This is a genomic window from Lederbergia ruris, assembly GCF_018332955.1.
Taxonomy (GTDB): domain Bacteria; phylum Bacillota; class Bacilli; order Bacillales; family Bacillaceae_C; genus Lederbergia; species Lederbergia ruris.
Genome location: NZ_BORB01000010.1, coordinates 22906 through 39745, shown reverse-complemented (window position 1 = coordinate 39745; position 16840 = coordinate 22906). Strand labels below are relative to the sequence as shown.

The following is a 16840-nucleotide window of genomic DNA, read 5'->3' as shown; positions in this document are numbered from 1 at the left end:
GCGAAACATGTAAAAAAGTAGTAATTTTTAACATTTGTGTAATCAAATCATTATACGAGGCTCAACAATAGATTAACTATCTCTTAGCAGGTCATAAGATTGGAGTTATACTGTGACATTGAGGAACAAAGATACTATTTAAAGTCCCAAAGCCCAAATCGTAACGGGCTTTGTTTTATCTTTTTTTAAACCGCAATGAAAACCGCCCCCCAAACAAGGGCGGTTGCCATCACAATTTGGTTTTCAATAATTAAGCTTTACCAGAAGAACCAAACTCGCGCATTTTACCAATAACCGTTTCTTTAATGGTATCACGTGCAGGTCCAAGATATTTACGTGGATCGTAAAGATCAGGTTTTTCCGCTAACACTTCACGTACTGTTTTGGCAGAAGAAATTTGGTTTTCTGTATTCACATTAATTTTAGCTGTCCCTAAGGAAATTGCTTTTTGAATATCTTTAACTGGGATACCAGTACCACCATGAAGAACTAATGGCATTCCTGTTAATTTTCCGATCTCTTCCATTTCCTTGAATCCGAGATTGGGCTCACCTTTGTAAGGTCCATGAACAGAACCTAATGCTGGTGCCAAGCAATCAATACCTGTACGTTCAACCAACTCTGCACATTCTTTTGCATCTGCATAAATAATGCTTCCTGATACATCATCTTCTTGTCCACCAACAGTACCAAGCTCAGCTTCAACCGATACCCCATGGAAATGAGCAAGTTCTACGACCTTAGCGGTTGTTTCAACGTTCTGTTCAAATGGATCGTGAGAAGCATCGATCATAACAGAAGTAAATCCAGCATGAATCGCTTTAGCACATGCCTCAAAACTGGAGCCATGATCTAGGTGGATGGCCACAGGTACAGTGGTTCCATATTCCTCCATTAGGCATTCTACCATTTTTACAACTAATTTAAAACCACCCATATAACGAGCTGCACCTTCAGAAACACCAAGAATAACTGGTGAATTTTCTTCTTCAGCAGCTTGTAGGATTGCTTGTGTAAACTCCAAATTATTAATATTGAATTGACCTACTGCATACTTTTCCTCTTTTGCTTTATTAAGCATGTCAGTCATAGAAACTAATGGCATTGCTTCTTCCTCCTCTGGGTAAACTGCGCACTGGTGTGCTATTCTAGGACTATATCCTAAGAGTTAGTTTTCTTCCTTTCCTATCATACCAAATTCACATGTTTATTACCAACGATTTTACCACCCAGAATAATGTACCTAACTTTATGAATGATTGTCAGTATTTCCTCCAAATAGATACTCTTTTACAGCACTGCGAACTTCTTCAATATCAAATGGCTTTGAAAAATGCGCAATAACCCCTAATTTTTGGGCATTTTTAATTAATTCATGTTCTCCATATGCCGTCATAATCATAACTCCAATGTCCGCCTTCATCTTTTTCATTTCTGCCAAAATTTCTGGACCGCTCATGCCGGGAATTTTCATATCTAATAATACAAGATCTGGATTATGCTCTTGTGTGATAGAAAGAGCCTCAGGCCCATTGGCCGCTTGATAGATTTGATAACCCTCTTTTTGCAAAATTTCGTTTAATAAAATGCGTATTCCAAATTGATCGTCGACAATTAATATTTTTTTTGTCATTTTATCTCCCTCTCTATTTTTAGTTAGGATAGTAAAATATAAATTCAGCAACACTGTTAGTATTCTATCTTCATTTTACTTAGTCCTTCAAAAATCCCTTTTTTCAGATCTGTTATCTTTTTTTCTTCATTTTCCAACAGTATAATGGGGAGAAGCATAGGGAAAGGAGCAGATTTTTAGTATGCAAAAAATGTTTACTACCCAGTTATCAGGGCTTTTTAACCGCATTATGGATAAGGAAGCTTATTCGATTGAAGATGGGGCGAGATTATTGGCACAAGCTTCTGCGGGAGAGGGAGACATTTATATAAAAGGCTTCGGAGAAATGAAAGGTGTTGTGATAGAAGCTATCAACGGACAAGAAGCTTTACAAAATGTTCAAGTTTTAAAAGATCTCACTGTACTTAAACCGATTGACCGAGTGATACTATTTACACGTTTCTCCGATGATCATGAGGCGATCGAATTGGCAGAACAGCTTAGAGAAAAAGGCATTTCTTTTGTAGCCGTTTCAGGAGTCAAAAAATCAGATGACAAACAACTCCCAGATTTAGCTGATGTTCATATAAATACTTATGTATTGAAACCACTTATTCCCAATGAAGATGGAGAAAGAGTCGGATTTCCCGCTTTAATCGCAGGTCTTTATATTTACACCTCTGTAAAGTTTATTTTAGATGAAATCTTATCTGAATACGAATAAAAATTAGCCTGTTTTGTTCAAAGCTTTTAAACAAAACAGGCTGTTTTTTTATTAAAGAGATATTCAACCTTTTTAACCAATAAAAAAACGCTCCACTACAATATGCGATGGGGAGCGTGTTAATTTATAAAAAAACAGTCCTCTTTCAAGGAGCCCAGATAGAATATTACATATTCACTTTAGGAAGTCAAGTGAATTATTCTTCCTCCTCTTCTTCTTCTTCCTCTTCATCATCATCTAAATCATAGTCCTTATCATCATCAAGAAGATCGTCATCGAATTCTTCGTCATCCTCAAATTCCTCTTCTTGAAGAGCTTCTAGGCTTTCATCCTCCTCTTCATCATCGTCGAGAAGGTCATCATCGTCCTCAAGGTCATAATCAAGTTCTTCCTCTTCCAAATCCACGAGCAAATCATCTTCGTCCTTAACCACTTTTTTCGCTTTCTTTTTCTTCTTCGGTTTAGTTGGCATGGCCACTTCCTCATCAATTTGATCAATAGGATACCATTCACGAAGTCCCCAGCGATTCTCACCAAGTGTCATAAATCTTCCATCTATATTTAAGTCCGTATAAAACTGTACCATTTTTTCTTGCATCTCATTTTGGGATAATCCTAGGTTGGCTCCCATTTCATCGAGTAGTTCTTGAAATGAAATTGCTTTCCCTTTCTCTTCAAAAATTTGAAAAGCAACCTCAATGAGTGACATTTCCTGTAATTCTTCCTTTGATTGTTGCAACATTGAAAATTCGCTCCCTTTATATATATTTGCAGTTTTTATTTACATACATCCACAGCAAGATCCTCTTCCCTTGCAAGTTTGATCGGATTCCAAAATGAACTCATATTATCCTGCTGGCTAAGTATCTGCGTTCTTCTTTATCTAGCTATTTTACGGCTTCTGTTTGCTATAAGTCAACATCGGCTCATCCTTCGCCGATTTCCTTTATCTCAGGCCAACAGGATGTTGGTTAGAACAGCGTTGCGCCAGGACGGCGCGCCCTTAGCCGTTCAACCTTTGATCCGAAATTTGTACGTCGCTGAACAGGCGCTTCCGCTTTTCTTTGTCCAGCTACAGCGCCTAGCGACTAGCAAATTTACGGCTTCTTCCTACGATAAGTCAACATCGGTTCGTCCTTCGTCCTCACCGTGTTTCCTTTATCTCGTCTGAAGCCTTTAAATTTGTACGTCGCTGAACAGGCGCTTCCGCTTTTCTCATTATAAACAAATTGATTTCATTTATGCTACTGTTTTTCCATTTATTATTGGTTTTTGTGATGATCGCCATTTTTTACTGAATTTTCCTTTTCTTCTTTTTCGGATGTGGAGTGGATTTTATGTACTAAAAAGAATAAAAAGATGGATCCAATCAGGAATGGGATGGCCCCTAGCGAGTTTTGATAAAGAAAAAAGCTGGCGACCAGGAATAGACTACCAACAATTATATTAAGCACCATTTTCATATATCCACATCCTGTTCATCGAGGTTTGTTCAGTAGCTTTTTTCATAAAAAACGTTAAAAAATAGATAGGGGGTCTTACCCCTATCTATTTTTACATATTTTGAAGACTTTTTCCTCTTATTTATTCTAGATTATGAGTGAGTCGGTACGCTTATGATGCTTTTTCATTTTTTGGTTTTCCGCAAACAGATCTTTCCAATAGTTCTGCGACATCATAGGTGCCAACATCATCTTCCACTTCTTTCGCTTTTGTGCCATCTGATAACATCGTTAAGCAGTAAGGACATCCTGAACTAATGATCGATGGGTTTACCTCTAACGCTTGTTCCGTGCGAGCGACATTTACACGTTGCCCCACATCTTCCTCCATCCACATTAACCCTCCTCCGGCTCCGCAACACATCCCGTTCTCACGGTTGCGATTCATTTCGACCAACGTAATTCCGGGTATGGCTTTTAAAATTTCGCGGGGAGGATCATACACCTCATTATAACGGCCAAGATAACAAGAATCGTGAAAGGTGATTTTTTCGTCTACTTTAAATTTTGGCTTTAAACGCCCTTCCTGGATCAGTTGGTAAAGGAGTTCCGTATGATGATACACCTCCGCCTGAAAGCCAAAATCAGGATACTCATTTTTAAATATATTATAAGCGTGTGGATCAATGGTCACTATTTTTTTAATCTGGTGTTTTTCGAATTCCTTGATATTGGCCGTGGCTAATTCTTGAAATAAAAATTCGTTTCCTAATCTACGTGGGGTGTCTCCAGAGTTTTTCTCTTTATTCCCAAGGATGGCAAATTTCACCTTTGCTTCATTCAATAGTTTTGCAAAGGCCAGGGCAATTTTTTGACTGCGGTTATCGAAAGCGCCCATGGAGCCAACCCAAAGCAGATAGTCAAATTCTTCTCCCGCCTTTTTCATTTCCTTTACAGTTGGTACATGAACATCTTCCCTGGCTTCTCTCCACATTTCCTTCTCTTTACGATTTAACCCCCAAGGATTTCCTTGCCTCTCAATATTTTGCATGGCACGCTGGGCATCTGGATTGACTTTTCCTTCTGTCAGCACAAGATAACGGCGCATATCGAGAATATGGCTTACATGGTTATTCATGACTGGACATTGATCTTCACAGTTACGACACGTCGTACAAGCCCACAATTCTTCTTCTGTAATAATATCGCCGATCATACTTGGATGATAGTCTACAGATGCGGCTGCTTCTTTTGCCCCTTTTCCCGTTCCTGCCTTCGCCAATTGATTCCCCAACGTTCCTGAAAAAGCATATGTCGGAACCCAAGGCTGCTTACTCGTTACAGCCGCCCCATAATTCGTGAGGTGGTCACGTAATTTGGTCATAATATCCATAGGCGATAAGGCTTTTCCAGTTGCAGATGCTGGACACATATTGGTACAGCGTCCACATTCGACACATGCATAGAGATCGACTAGTTGTAAGTCCGTAAACTCATCAATCTTTCCTACACCAAACGTTTCCTGTGTTTCGTCTTCAAAATCAATCGGTGATAATTTCTTACCTTCATCAGAATGGCTTAAATAAACATTGGCTGGCCCCGCAATCAAATGGGCATGTTTTGATTGGGGAACATAGACAAGAAAGGCAAGCAAAAGAATAAGGTGAATCCACCAAGCGATATAAAACGATACTGCCCCCACTATAGGATCCATCCAACTAAAAACTATGGCTATTCCCGAGGCAACAGGCTCTGTCCATGTTGCAGGCTCTTGATGCCATATGAAAGACATCGCATTTCCAAATAATACGGATAGCATAAGACCACCAATAAATAATAATACAAGGCCTGCATAAAAGCCTCTTTTCAATCTAGCTAACTTTTCAATATATCGACGATAAAAAGCACCCATAACAGCGATTAAAATAAGGAGTGTAACCATTTCTTGGAAGAATTTAAACCCAGGGTACAGCGGACCTAACGGAATATGTGAACCTGGGACAAGACCTTTCCAGATAAAATCAACCGCCCCAAATTGCACAAGAATAAATCCGTAAAAAAACACAACATGGATAAGACCACTCTTCTTATCTTTCAAAAGTTTCTTTTGACCGAAAACATTGTCACCAATTCTCTTCAGTCTCTGTTTCACATCACGATCGAACTCTGCTTTTTTTCCAAGTTTAATAAAAGCAATTCTTGTTTTCACAACATAGACAAAGAGATAAATGGCGTAAGCGGTTACAGACAGGAAAGCAATCCAATTCAGCCAAAACAACGCACTCATTCCTAGCACTCCCTTTTCGTATCTTAATGTATCCATCATATAAAATGAATGGTCATTCAGTCAATAGCAAAATAGACATCTCTAGATCTTTTAATTGGTTTTTATCCAAAGTATGTTGGATCAAACTACTTTATTCCTAGAATGGCAAATTGTTAGCCGGTATATCTAAGCCAAGAACAAAAGCGTAAGCGCCCGTTTAGCGACGTACAAACTTGGATAATAAGGCTGAACGGCTAAAATCGCGCCGTCCTGGCGGCAGACTCAATCGCGACGTCCTGTCGCTTCGTCTGCACTAGTACATCCTTGTACGTCGCAACGCCGTTCTGACCAACATCCTGTTGGCCTGAGATAAAGGAAACACGATGAACCACGAAAAGCGGAAGGCGGCTGCTTAGGGGCGACAAGCAAATGTTCCTGAACCTAGGAAGGGCGGTTTTCCCTTCATAGGTTCAGGGTTATTTGACCTCGAGCCCCTGCCGCCTGTAGCTAGACACCGAAGGGTGAATCGATGTTGACTTATCGTAGGAAGGCACCGAAAGTTTGCTAGTCGCTGGGCGCTGGAGCTGGATGTCAAACCGCAACGTAAACAGTTATCCACAAGTCGAGAATTTTATAATTTCCTAGACCAAAAAAAGCAATTACCTACTTTGGTAAGTAATTGCTTTCGGTTGAAATTTTGTCATGAGGCCTATCCATAACTCTAAAATGAACCAGAGCGATGGATGGAATCTATTTGTCGCTTAATCCCATTATGTAAAATCACACGCAAGTCACTCGGATCTACAGACTGTCCATTTTGCGAAGCAGCTATGATAAACTGCCCTTCATTTTCCCCTAATAGTAGCGTTTTAATTTCACTAACCGCCATTACCGCTCGTACATAACCTTCATTTGACAGGAAGCCATTTACAAAAATGGCATGGTGGAAAAGATGCTTGTCGGAATCCGCCCAGGTCACAATAAAATTCTTTTCATATGTGCCATATTGAAAATCTTTAGAGGACAAGCCTTCTGCTAGCTTGAATTGGCTTTCCCACCCGCTTCTTCCATCCGAGCCCCTTATTTTCAAAGGAATAGGAGATTGGATAAAAAGTGTACCTTCTTTAAGTTGTATGCACTTTTCGTCGATGACCGCTCTATCTTCCCTTCTCCATTCATCTGGAAGCAAAACCATTTGCGGCTTGGGCATTTTAGGATGGTCCTGCATTTCCACCTTTGTTTGATAAACCGCTTCGATCGATTGCTTTTGGATCACTTCTTCCCCATTTCCAATCATATGAACTTCTCCCTTATTCAGCAAAAGCAAGCGATCGCAATAGAGACTGGCAATATTCAAATCATGAAAAATAGAGATGACCGTGAGCTCCTTTTCCCTTAACCATCTTATTAACTGGTCTAATAATTCTTTTTGAAAAGAAAGGTCCAAGTGGTTGGTCGGCTCATCCAATAATAAAATTTCTGGTTTTTGCGCTAAAGCTTGCGCAAGAAAAACACGTTGTCGTTCTCCTCCCGAAAGTGTCTGCAATAATTGGTTTTGAAAGGATTGTACGCCGGTTGCCATCATCGCCTCTTCAATTATTTTTTTATCTTCTTCACGATTAGTCTGAAATAAACCTTTTTGATGAGCATAGCGGCCTAATGCCACTGTTTCCTTCACTGTATAGGCAAAAGCTTCTGACTGAACCTGGGGCAGCACAGCCATTTTTTGAGCTAACTGTTTTGCGGAAAAATAACGAAGGGGCTTGTTTTGCAGAAGAATTTCTCCTTGCTCTGGTTGCAATAAACCGCTTATCATTTTTAATAAGGTCGTTTTTCCACTTCCATTCGGACCAAGTATACCAAAAAGTTCCCCTTTCTCAACTGAAAAGGAAAGATCCTTTAGCACTTGCCGTCCAGGATAACCTCCTGAGACACGATTAATTTGCAGCATCATCATCCTCTACCTTTCAATCTTCGTCTCATCAGTATTACAGCAAAAACGGGTGCGCCTATTAAAGCGGTAATGACACCAATTGGAAGCTCTGCCGGTTGAATGACGGTTCTGGCTACTAAATCAGCTAAGATCAGAAAACCCGCTCCCACAAACGTCGATAAAGGGAGTAAGTGTTTGTGATCAGGACCCCATAATAATCTTGTTAAATGAGGAATCACCAAACCAACAAAACCAATTGTTCCTGAAACAGCGACAGCCGCTCCTGTCAAAAGAGAACCGGCTATTAAGACGATTTGCTTTCGTTTTTGCACATTTACCCCCAAATGTTGCGCTTGTTCTTCCCCAAATGACATGGCATTCAATTCTCGCGTATTCAGTACTAATAGAAAAGCCCCGATTAGGAAAAAAGGAAGGATGATCCACACGTAATTCCACCCCCGCATCGAGACACTTCCCAACAACCAGCCAATAATTTGCCGTAATTCCTGACCAGACAAAGCAATAATCAAGGACAGAAAGGCCCCCAAAAAAGAACTGAAAATGATTCCCGTTAAAATAATCGTCTCTACTTTCATGCTAGGCTCAATCTTTTTAGCGAAAAATAACACGATAAAAATGGTGATAAATGCCGCCATGATACTAGCAATCGGTAAAGTCAATAAGCCCAAGATGGGAAGGCTAAGTTGAAAAAATATCACGATCACTGCCCCGACAGAAGCCCCCGAAGATACGCCTAATGTATATGGATCTGCCAATGGATTCCTGAGTAGCCCTTGAAAAGCAGCACCAGCTAAAGACAGCGAAGCCCCGACAAGCCCTGCTAACATAACGCGTGGCAAGCGGATATTCACCACGATATTATCAAGCATGGGGTCCGTTTGAAATGAAAGAGGAAGAAGATGATTGCCAAAAATCGCAACCATCTCCTTAAAAGAAACCTGCACCGTTCCAACCCCTACTCCTAGAAAAACCGTAATCAGCAAAAAGCCAATCGTAAGGCTATATGAAACGCTTGGCTTATTCACCGTATACTTCTGGATAAATGGCTTTAGCAAGCTCCTCTACTCCTTCAATGATACGTGGCCCCGAGCGGCTCACAAGATCTTCGTCCACTTGATACACTTGAGTTTCTTTAACCGCTGTGACGTCTTTCCAAGCAGCCCGCTGTAACACCTGATCAACTGCATCTTCAATATAACTATAATTCACAATGATCACATCTGGGTTACTCTTAATAACGGCTTCCTCATTTAAAGTGGGATATCCTTCTTCCTCCACTATATTTTCGGCATGAATGGCCTCCAACATTTCATTCATAAACGTTCCTGTTCCAGCTGCATAGATTTCCGGGGCAGGCGAAATTTCAACGAAGACTGTTTTTTTCTGGTCATCTGTAATCTTTGTTGCTTTCTCTGTAATATCTGCTAATTTCGCTTGCATATTCTCTACAATTCCACTAGCTTCATCTTTTTTCCCGAGGGCTTTCCCAATGGTTTCAATTGTTTGGTACACTGCTTCAAAACTTTGTGCGTCATCAATCACGAGTACCGTTACCCCACTATCTTCTAATTGCTTTAGTCCACCTTCCCATGTTGAAAGGTTAGAACCATGAGCAAGAACAAGATCAGGTTTGAGCGCAAGTACCTTCTCTACATTTAATTCAAAGTTAGCGGCCACTTTTTCAATTTCATTCACTTCTTCAGGATAATTATCATATTCGGTAGACGCGCCGACCACGTCATTTCCTTTTCCTAAAGCAAACACGATCTCCGTATTACTTGGCATTAAGGAAACAATCCGTTTTGGTTCCTCTTTAATCTCAACTTCTTTCCCAGTAGCATCTTTAATCGTAACTGGAAAGGTAGCTTCTTCTCCTGATGATGACTCCTCCGTTACCCGGTTTTTATTCACTTCTGGTTGATTTGTGTTAGGATCTGCATTTGCTCCACAACCAGTCAATAACGTAAATAACAGCCCTATTATCGCGATTAGAGTGATGTTCCACTTTTTCATGTGACTTCCTCCATATAAAAATATTAAAAAACACTGCGTTACTTATGTAGTCCCTACTCAACCAGATTATACATCTTTTTTTATCAATCGACATCTTTTTCATGTAGAAAAGGGAATAATAGACCTAAGGGGGACTTGCAATGGGTTGGATTATCGGAATAATACTTATCATACCTATCCTATTACTACTCGCATATATGAACTTTCATCTTGGCAAACGAGTACATGCCAAGCAATACAAAGAAAATAAATATCCAGATCGCCAAGGCCAAATACAACTGATCACAAGTGGAATGGAGTTATTCCAGTCCTATTTTGAGGATTTAAAGCAAGCCCAATCCTCCATTCAAATTCAATTTTATATTGTGAAAAATGATCTATTAAGTCAGACTCTTTTTACCGTTTTAGAGGAACAAGCCAAAAGAGGGGTTAAAATTCATGTCCTGCTTGATTGGCTTGGAAGTCGAACGGTTCCACGCAAATGGATTAAGAATGCGCAACAACATGGCATTGAATTTGCATTTTGTCATAAACCAAAATGGCTTTTCCTTTTTTTCTCCCTTCAACAACGAAACCATCGAAAAACGACGATTATTGACGGGAAAATAAGTTATTTAGGGGGATACAATGTTGGGATGGAATATATTGACCAAGACCCCAAACTATCCCCTTGGCGCGACTACCATATTCGGATTCAAGGAAAGGGAGTATTTGATTTACAACAGGAATTTAGATTGGACTGGAAGAGGGCTACAGGCAAAAATATTCAAGTAAAAGAAAAGAATTTTTCTCATGAAGGGGAATTAAAATATCAAATCTTCCCTTCTGAAGGCGTAGATTTAGATAAAAAATGGGTCCAGCTCATACAAAAGGCCAATCATACCATTGTCATTGGCACACCCTACTTTATCCCGCCTAAAAATCTTTTTTCAGAACTAACAAACGCTCTAAAAAGAGGGGTACAACTAAAATTGCTCGTCCCCAATACATCCGATCACCCGATTGTAAAAGAAGCTTCTTTTTGGTATTTACGGCGGCTCCTTTCCTTAGGTGGCTCGGTTTATCAATTTGAAAAGGGCTTTTTCCATGCAAAGATTGTAATTATTGATAGTCAACTATGTAGCATTGGCACTGCTAATTTTGATTATCGCAGTTTTTTTCTAAATAATGAGATGACCTGTTTCATTTACGATAAAACCTTTATCACGCACGCGGAGGACACGGTGGAAAAGGATATTCAGCAATCAGAAACTCTCTCCCTTCATAACCTCAAGCAAGTAGGCTGGTTCGTTCGCGTGAAGGAAGGAATTGGTTGGCTAGTAAAAGGATTGCTGTGACCTTTATCTCTCCCCATCTAGAATTCACTGGAATTCGCATTTTTAAAAGCCTAGACGAACATACTGTCTGGGCTTTTACTTTATCGAAGAAGAATGAATATTTGGCTAGTATTTGGATCTAGCTCCAGCGCCCAGCGACTAGCAAACTTTCGGTGCCTTCCTACGATAAGTCAACATCGATTCACCCTTCGGGTTCATCGTGTTTCCTTTATCTCGTTAGGCCCCTAAAAAGTTTGTACGTCGCTAAACGGGCGCTTGCGCTTTTCTTATTACATTTTTTCCGGGGCTGAAACGCCAATAAGGGCTAAGGCGTTCTTCAGTGTAATCTGTACAGCTTTGACAAGTGCTAATCTTGCCGCTGTTTCTTGTTTATTTTCTTCATTCAATACCTTTTCGGCATTATAAAAACTATGGAAGGCAGAGGCTAACTCATAGATATAATGGGTAACACGATGAGGCATTCTCTTTTCAGCCGCATCTGCAACCATTTGCGGAAACTCCCCAAGCTGTTTTAATAATTGAATCGCCTTTTCACTTACAAGGGTATCAACAGGAGTATCTTCGTCGAATGTAAAACCTTTCTCATCAGCAGCGCGAAGGATGCTGCAAATACGAGCATGCGCATACTGGGCGTAATAAACAGGGTTCTCATTGGATTCAGCGACAGCCAAATCCAGGTCAAAATCCAAATGCGTGTCCGCACTTCTCATTGTAAAGAAATAGCGAGTAGCATCCAAACCAACTTCTTCCACCAAATCACGCATTGTGACAGCTTTTCCTGTCCGCTTACTCATCTTCATTTTTTCGCCATCTTTATATAGCTGAACAAGTTGGATAATTTCTACTTCAAGTCGACTTGGTTCATACCCTAATGCTTCAATCGCTGCCTTCATACGGGGGATATAACCATGATGGTCTGCTCCCCAAATATTGATAAGCTGGTCATATCCACGAGCTAGCTTATCTAAGTGATAGGCGATATCTGGCATCAAATACGTATAACTACCATCCTTTTTGATCAACACTCGATCTTTATCGTCACCAAAGGCAGTGGACTGAAACCATGTAGCTCCGTCTTTTTCATAAATAAAGCCTTTTTCCTTTAATTGCTCTAAAGCAGGTAAGATCTTTCCATTTTCATACAAGGACGTTTCCGAATACCAGACATCAAACTTCACTCGAAAATCTTCTAGATCCTTTTTCAGTTTAGCGAGTTCATATTCTAAGCCATATTGACGAAAAATATCAAAGCGTTCTTTCTCATCCATTTGCACATATTGCTGACCTTTTTCTGCTGCTAACTTTTTACCAAGCTCAATAATATCCTTCCCATGATAGCCATCCTCTGGCATCTCCTTATCCAAACCTAATGCTTGAAAATAACGCGCTTCTACAGAATAGGCTAAATTATTAATTTGATTCCCTGCATCATTGATGTAATATTCTCGCGTCACTTCGTAGCCAGCCTTTTCGAAAATATTACATAGTGAATCTCCAACTGCCGCTCCGCGAGCATGGCCAAGATGCAAGTCTCCTGTAGGGTTTGCCGAGACAAACTCAACTTGAACGCTCTGACCTTTCCCAGCTTGAGAGGATCCATATTCATCCTTTTGCTTTAGAATAACCGGCAGAATTTTTGTTAAATAGCTGTTATCCATGTAAAAATTAATAAATCCTGGACCGGCAATTTCTACTTTCTCAATGGAAGCTTTTGAGCGGTCGAAATGAGCTGAAATCTCCTCCGCAATCATTCTTGGCGCCTTTTTCGCAATTCTCGCTAATTGCATCGCCATGTTCGTTGAATAATCGCCATGTGCTTGGTCCTTCGGGGTTTCGATCATCACCTCTGGCAACTGCTCTGCTTCAGCAAGACCTGCTTTTAACACAGCCGCCTGAACTTCTTTTTTTAAATTCTCCTGCATCTGTTCCACAATGTTCATTTGTTTACTTCGTCCTCCTTATACACAATCTCCATCTCGTAAAAACCCGCTAATGTATCTTGCATTGAAAGTTCATAAGCTAAATGTAATCTACCGTCACAATGGTCATTTGTCTCATGATGTACAAACTGTTTTGTGTCTGTTGTTAAAAATAAGGTACCTAGCTCACTCTCGTGTGAACCTCTTTTTTGTTCATTCAATTTAAAATTCAAACGCATTTTCAATAAGCCTGTTCGTAAGATGAATGCTTCATCCTTCGTGATTTTTACAACCGTATGGATCGTTCCTTGTTCTTGTACTTCATCATATTTTAAATAAATTGTATCACCTTTTTGATAATGACGTCCAAAAACTGTGAGTTCATAGGCTTCCTCATCTTGATCCAGTTTGATTTTGGTCGTTAGGTGAATCTTTATGGGTGTTTGTGTGTCAATTAGCAAAGAAAGCACAACCTTTACGTTCTATACAGTTTAAGTAACAGAAACTAGCTAGGCTGGAAAAACATCCTTATCTAATCCTGTTTTTCATGTAATTAGTAACTTTTCTATTATAAGAAAATTTCGGATGAAAGTCCATTATACTCACGGCATAGAATTTGCAAAAAAATCCCTTTTTCATGAATAAAACTGGGAAGCTTTCCTCATACTGGTTGATAGGAGATTACTAGAATACAGGAGGTGGGTTTATGGAGGCAGAAATAAAATTAAAGAAAAAGTGGAGAAATATTCGTTTGCTGTCCTATATTGCCTTGTTGATGATCGGCCTTATTTTTATTCTGTTCATTTCTTTTGTTATTTATCTTAAAATACTTGGGCCTCCACCCTTAGCCATCCCTCAGTCAACATTATATTACACTGCAGATGAAACGGTTTTTGGTGAGAGTCACAATGGGGAACGAAGATATTGGGTCGACATTCAGGAGATTTCCCCTGCTGCCATTCAAGCGACCCTTTCCATTGAGGATCAAACCTTCTATCAACATCATGGTTTTGACTTTAAACGAATCGGGGGGGCGATTTTAGCCAATATACAGGCGGGACAAAAAACGCAAGGAGCCAGTACAATTACGCAACAATATGCCCGCAATCTTTTTTTAACGATGGATAAAACATGGAGAAGAAAAATATCAGAAGCGATTTATGCGGCACGCTTAGAGTTCCATTATGATAAAGAGCAAATTTTAGAAGGTTATTTAAATACGATTAACTTTGGGCATGGAGCTTACGGGATTGAGTCTGCCAGTCAATTCTATTATGGAAAGAGTGCAAAAGATTTAACTCTAGCAGAAGCTTCTCTACTTATGGGAATTCCGAAAGGACCGAGCATCTATTCACCATTAAAATCAGAAGAAAAAGCGAAAAAACGACAAAAACTTATTTTAGATGCGATGCAAGAAAATGGGTATATTCAAGCTGAAGAGGAAAAAGGAGCGCTAGCGGAAGAAATAACTTTGGTAGGCAAACATCCACATCATCGAGCCGATATGGCTCCCTATTTTTATGATATGGTCCAAAAAGAATTAAAAACGACGGTTGGATTAGATGAAAGAGTGATCGCTTTAGGCGGTCTGCAAGTATATACCACTTTGGATGCCGAACAACAGAAAATAGCGGAAGAAGTCGTTGAAAAGGTGATTCCTGATTCATCCGATATTCAAGTGGGTTTTGCTGCGATGGATCCGCAAACCGGATTTGTTACAGCTATGGTGGGTGGAAGAAATTATGATGAAAGTCCATTTAATCGAGCATCCCAAGCGATTCGGCAACCAGGATCAACGATTAAACCGTTTCTATATTATGCTGCCTTAGAGCATGGCTTTACGCCTGCCACTCAACTTCGTAGTGAAAAGACTACTTTTGAATTTGATCATGGAAATTCCGAGTATACTCCCCATAATTTTAATAACAAGTACGCGGATGATGAAATTACGATGGCGCAAGCACTTGCTTTATCGGATAATATTTATGCCGTGAAGACACATCTCTTTTTAGGGGAAGAAGTCCTTGCCAATACCGTTAAAAACTTTGGCATTCAATCTGAAATGAAGCCAGTGCCTTCTTTGGCTTTAGGAACATCTGGATTAAGAGTAACAGAGCTCCTCAATGGTTATAGTATGTTTGCCAATGGCGGGAAAAAGGTGGAACCGACTTTTATTAAAAGGGTAGAAGACCGAAATGGAAAAGTACTTTATAAGGCGAAGCCTAACCAAGAACAAGTGTTAAATCCGCAATTGGCATTTATCATGAGCCATATGATGATGGGTACATTCGACCATCGTTTAAACGGATATGCCTCCGTGACAGGAGCCTCTTTGATAGGAAAAATGAGTCGGGATTATGCTGGAAAATCAGGATCTACGAATACAGATTACTGGATGGCTGGTTTTACCCCCGGATTGGCCTCCGTCGTTTGGACGGGCTATGACCAAGGAGATGAGATTACACTAACAGCCGATAAATTATACGCCAAAAACATTTGGCTTCAATTTATGGAACAATCCATTGACCAACAATCGGAAGAACAACATGTCTTCAAACCACCCTCTGGTGTAGAAGCTGTGCCTATGGATCCGGAAAATGGTCTATGGGCAACCGATATGTGTCCAACCTTCAGGCTTACCTACTTCCTTAAAGGAACCGCACCAGGAGATTTTTGCACGGAACATCTTTTGGGTCTTTAAGTGCCTGGCACGCCCAATATTCTAACAAAACAACCTCGAGGTGTGCGGCCTCGAGGTTGTTTGGCGTAAGCGGCTAAAGACTTCCGCTTTTCTGTGTCCAGCTGCAGGCGGTAGGGGCTCGAGGTCAAATAACCTGGAACCTCGGAAGGAAAAGATCACCCTTCCGTGTTTCCAGAACATTTGCTTGTCGCCCCTAGACAACCGCCTTCCGCTTTTCTGTGTCCTAGTTTGCTGTGCAAACTATATGTTAGTTTACTGATTTTTGTCAAAATCGGCAAGGAAAATGATTGGAACCTTTGAAATGATTATTTTGCACTTTATATGCTTATGTTTATCCTTTTTTAAAGAAAAGCGCTTTTCACGTCTTCTTCCGTTCGCTCCCATATCCCGCTATCATATTCTTTTAAAAATTTCCCTAGTTTGAGTCTCGACTCTTCGTCCATATGCTCCACGATAATATGTCCTTTCATCGCCTTATCCATGTAATTGACGTGTTGTGGCATTGATTTATATCCTCTACGAGCAGGTCGATTGATATATAATTCACAGGCAGACACTCCTGAATAATAAGGCCCCTCAGGTTTCCGCTCTAACACTACCCAGATCACCCAATATTTTTTCGTATCTTCTTCAGGATATTGGGAGAGTAATTCCTCTAATGATTTAACATATCTTACCCCACGTTCCGTCTTACTACGTGCATGCATAACCTGAGGATCAATCCAAACCTCTCCTTCTGCGACATCAATCAATAAAGGTGTCACATTTTCTAAACTAAGTGACCCCACGCCATATCCTTTATGCCCATCAACAGGATCGTTTTTTAAAATATTAAATTCAACTTTGCGCTTATTCGGCTCCATCATCTAAAC

At 40.2% G+C, this 16840-nt stretch carries 15 protein-coding genes; 4 read left to right on the top strand and 11 right to left on the bottom strand.

Annotated features, from left to right (window positions below):
- Positions 1-250 precede the first annotated feature (250 nt).
- Positions 251-1105 (bottom strand): class II fructose-bisphosphate aldolase, encoded by an 855-nt coding sequence (locus tag KI363_RS07410; RefSeq protein ID WP_158320695.1) that lies wholly within the window; start codon positions 1103-1105, stop codon positions 251-253.
- Between the two features lie 144 nt (positions 1106-1249).
- On the bottom strand, positions 1250-1633 hold the full coding sequence (locus tag KI363_RS07405; RefSeq protein ID WP_158320694.1) for a response regulator: 384 nt from the start codon (positions 1631-1633) through the stop codon (positions 1250-1252).
- Between the two features lie 181 nt (positions 1634-1814).
- Here KI363_RS07405 and KI363_RS07400 point away from each other — a divergent pair, with 181 nt between their 5' ends.
- The gene (locus tag KI363_RS07400) at positions 1815-2336 is read left to right on the top strand and encodes a DUF2529 domain-containing protein (protein ID WP_212965985.1); all 522 of its coding nucleotides are present in this window, start codon (positions 1815-1817) and stop codon (positions 2334-2336) included.
- A gap of 196 nt (positions 2337-2532) precedes the next feature.
- Here the strand turns inward: KI363_RS07400 and rpoE are convergent, their stop codons facing one another.
- The 6 genes from rpoE to KI363_RS07370 form a co-directional block, all read right to left on the bottom strand.
- Positions 2533-3078: a DNA-directed RNA polymerase subunit delta gene (gene rpoE / locus KI363_RS07395; RefSeq protein ID WP_212965984.1), complete on the bottom strand. Its 546-nt coding sequence runs from the start codon at positions 3076-3078 to the stop codon at positions 2533-2535.
- A gap of 520 nt (positions 3079-3598) precedes the next feature.
- Entirely contained in the window at positions 3599-3799 is a 201-nt protein-coding gene (locus tag KI363_RS07390) for a hypothetical protein (protein ID WP_212965983.1), read from the bottom strand.
- A 151-nt stretch (positions 3800-3950) separates the two neighbouring features.
- Complete coding sequence (locus KI363_RS07385) at positions 3951-6065, bottom strand: (Fe-S)-binding protein (RefSeq protein WP_212965982.1); 2115 nt, start codon at positions 6063-6065, stop codon at positions 3951-3953.
- A gap of 700 nt (positions 6066-6765) precedes the next feature.
- Complete coding sequence (locus KI363_RS07380) at positions 6766-7995, bottom strand: ABC transporter ATP-binding protein (protein WP_212965981.1); 1230 nt, start codon at positions 7993-7995, stop codon at positions 6766-6768.
- A gap of 2 nt (positions 7996-7997) precedes the next feature.
- Entirely contained in the window at positions 7998-9053 is a 1056-nt protein-coding gene (locus KI363_RS07375; protein WP_158320688.1) for a FecCD family ABC transporter permease, read from the bottom strand.
- Positions 9016-10011, bottom strand: a complete 996-nt coding sequence (locus tag KI363_RS07370) for an ABC transporter substrate-binding protein (protein WP_158320687.1) — start codon at positions 10009-10011, stop codon at positions 9016-9018. Before KI363_RS07370 ends, KI363_RS07375 begins: the two co-directional genes overlap by 38 nt.
- Positions 10012-10151: 140 nt before the next feature.
- Here KI363_RS07370 and cls point away from each other — a divergent pair, with 140 nt between their 5' ends.
- Entirely contained in the window at positions 10152-11348 is a 1197-nt protein-coding gene (gene cls / locus KI363_RS07365; RefSeq protein ID WP_212965980.1) for a cardiolipin synthase, read from the top strand.
- Positions 11324-11470: a hypothetical protein gene (locus KI363_RS07360; protein WP_191967336.1), complete on the top strand. Its 147-nt coding sequence runs from the start codon at positions 11324-11326 to the stop codon at positions 11468-11470. The genes cls and KI363_RS07360 overlap by 25 nt, the downstream gene beginning before the upstream one ends.
- A gap of 147 nt (positions 11471-11617) precedes the next feature.
- On the opposite strand, the gene argS is transcribed toward KI363_RS07360, so the two are convergent.
- Both argS and KI363_RS07350 read right to left on the bottom strand, forming a co-directional pair.
- Positions 11618-13288, bottom strand: a complete 1671-nt coding sequence (argS, locus tag KI363_RS07355) for an arginine--tRNA ligase (protein ID WP_212965979.1) — start codon at positions 13286-13288, stop codon at positions 11618-11620.
- A complete protein-coding gene (locus KI363_RS07350; protein ID WP_158320684.1) occupies positions 13285-13728 on the bottom strand; it encodes a YwiB family protein in 444 nt (147 codons plus the stop codon). Before KI363_RS07350 ends, argS begins: the two co-directional genes overlap by 4 nt.
- Positions 13729-13973: 245 nt before the next feature.
- Here KI363_RS07350 and KI363_RS07345 point away from each other — a divergent pair, with 245 nt between their 5' ends.
- Positions 13974-15968 (top strand): transglycosylase domain-containing protein, encoded by a 1995-nt coding sequence (locus tag KI363_RS07345; RefSeq protein ID WP_158320683.1) that lies wholly within the window; start codon positions 13974-13976, stop codon positions 15966-15968.
- A gap of 341 nt (positions 15969-16309) precedes the next feature.
- On the opposite strand, the gene KI363_RS07340 is transcribed toward KI363_RS07345, so the two are convergent.
- Positions 16310-16834, bottom strand: a complete 525-nt coding sequence (locus KI363_RS07340) for a YwhD family protein (RefSeq protein ID WP_212965978.1) — start codon at positions 16832-16834, stop codon at positions 16310-16312.
- Positions 16835-16840 lie beyond the last annotated feature (6 nt).